The following is a 2,500-nucleotide window of genomic DNA, read 5'->3' as shown; positions in this document are numbered from 1 at the left end:
CCCAAGATTTGTTCTGGGTGACAGCGTACCTTTTGTATAATGGGTCAGCGACTTAGTGTGACGAGCAAGCTTAAACGGTTACGTGTAGGCGCAGCGAAAGCGAGTCTGAACAGGGCGTTCAGTTCGTCGCATTAGACCCGAAACCAAGTGATCTAGCCATGAGCAGGTTGAAGGTAAGGTAACACTTACTGGAGGACCGAACCCGCATCTGTTGCAATAGATTGGGATGACTTGTGGCTAGGGGTGAAAGGCCAATCAAACTTGGAGATAGCTGGTTCTCCGCGAAATCTATTTAGGTAGAGCGTCGATTTTATACCTTCGGGGGTAGAGCACTGGATGGGCTAGGGGATCTCACCGATTTACCAAACCTAACCAAACTCCGAATACCGAAGAGTACTGATCGGCAGACACACGGCGGGTGCTAACGTCCGTCGTGAAGAGGGCAACAACCCTGACCACCATCTAAGGTCCCTAAGTTATGGCTAAGTGGGAAAGGATGTGAGGATCCCAAAACAACCAGGATGTTGGCTTAGAAGCAGCCATCATTTAAAGAAAGCGTAACAGCTCACTGGTCTAAATAAGGGTCTTTGCGCCGAAAATGTACCGGGGCTCAAGCCATACACCGAAGCTGTGGATTTGCTTAGCAATAAGCAAGTGGTAGCGGAGCGTTCTGTAAGCCGTTGAAGAGGGACCCGTGAGGGCCTTTGGAGGTATCAGAAGTGAGAATGCTGACATGAGTAACGATAAAGGGAGTGAGAGACTCCCTCGCCGAAAGTCCAAGGGTTCCTGCTTAAAGTTAATCTGAGCAGGGTTAGCCGGCCCCTAAGGCGAGGCCGAAAGGCGTAGTCGATGGGAACCACGTTAATATTCGTGGGCCTGCGGGTAGTGACGGATCGCGTGTGTTGTTCCTCCTTATTGGATTGGAGGGGCTTCGAAGCGGTCCCAGGAAATAGCTCCCGCGTATAGACCGTACCCTAAACCGACACTGGTGGACTGGTAGAGAATACCAAGGCGCTTGAGAGAACTGCGTTGAAGGAACTCGGCAAATTGCACGCGTAACTTCGGAAGAAGCGTGACCCTTTTTGACGCAAGTCGAGGAGGGTGGCACAGACCAGGGGGTAGCGACTGTTTACCAAAAACACAGGGCTCTGCGAAGTCGCAAGACGACGTATAGGGTCTGACGCCTGCCCGGTGCTGGAAGGTTAAGAGGAGAGGTGCAAGCTTTGAATCGAAGCCCCAGTAAACGGCGGCCGTAACTATAACGGTCCTAAGGTAGCGAAATTCCTTGTCGGGTAAGTTCCGACCTGCACGAATGGCGTAACGACTTCCCCGCTGTCTCCAACGCAGACTCAGTGAAATTGAATTCCCCGTGAAGATGCGGGGTTCCTGCGGTTAGACGGAAAGACCCCGTGCACCTTTACTATAGCTTTACACTGGCATTCGTGTCGGCATGTGTAGGATAGGTGGTAGACTTTGAAGCGGGGGCGCCAGCCTTCGTGGAGTCATCCTTGAAATACCACCCTTACCTATATGGATGTCTAACTGCGGTCCGTTATCCGGATCCAGGACAGTGTATGGTGGGTAGTTTGACTGGGGCGGTCGCCTCCTAAAGAGTAACGGAGGCGCGCGATGGTGGGCTCAGACCGGTCGGAAATCGGTCGTCGAGTGCAATGGCATAAGCCCGCCTGACTGCGAGACTGACAAGTCGAGCAGAGACGAAAGTCGGTCATAGTGATCCGGTGGTCCCGCGTGGAAGGGCCATCGCTCAACGGATAAAAGGTACGCCGGGGATAACAGGCTGATGACCCCCAAGAGTCCATATCGACGGGGTTGTTTGGCACCTCGATGTCGACTCATCGCATCCTGGGGCTGGAGCAGGTCCCAAGGGTATGGCTGTTCGCCATTTAAAGCGGTACGTGAGTTGGGTTCAGAACGTCGTGAGACAGTTCGGTCCCTATCTGCCGTGGGTGTAGGAATATTGACAGGATCTGTCCCTAGTACGAGAGGACCGGGATGGACGTATCTCTGGTGGACCTGTTGTGGCGCCAGCCGCATAGCAGGGTAGCTATATACGGACGGGATAACCGCTGAAGGCATCTAAGCGGGAAACCCACCTGAAAACGAGTATTCCCTATCAGAGCCGTGGAAGACCACCACGTTGATAGGCCGGGTGTGGAAGTGCGGCAACGCATGAAGCTTACCGGTACTAATAGCTCGATTGGCTTGATCATTCTCATTACAAATATCCATCGCAAAACGATGAATATTCGATCTCAATTGTCTCACGCGCCGTATCGCTCCCTGCCGGGAGCGGGCGGCTCAAGACGGCGCGGCCAACGAGGGCCGACGACCTAGCGGTCTGTATTTGGCGATTGTCCTGACAACTTGTCAGCATAAAGCGCCCATACCAGCACGCTCGTGCGTCCGAGCTTATGCGAGGCCCTCGCGGAGCACAGCCCGAAAGGCGTACGTGCGTGAGCGAAATCCAATCAGACAAAAA

The 2,500-nt window shown here is 53.6% G+C and carries 1 rRNA gene (cut by a window edge); it reads left to right on the top strand.

Annotation, left to right across the window (positions count from 1 at the left end):
* Positions 1–2,231 (top strand): 23S ribosomal RNA (locus J2X72_RS24975) (it extends 729 nt beyond the left edge of the window).
* Positions 2,232–2,500: the final 269 nt, after the last annotated feature.

This window comes from Phyllobacterium sp. 1468 (assembly GCF_031455525.1).
Classification (GTDB): Bacteria; Pseudomonadota; Alphaproteobacteria; order Rhizobiales; family Rhizobiaceae; genus Phyllobacterium.
This window is presented reverse-complemented; position numbering and strand designations above follow the sequence as displayed.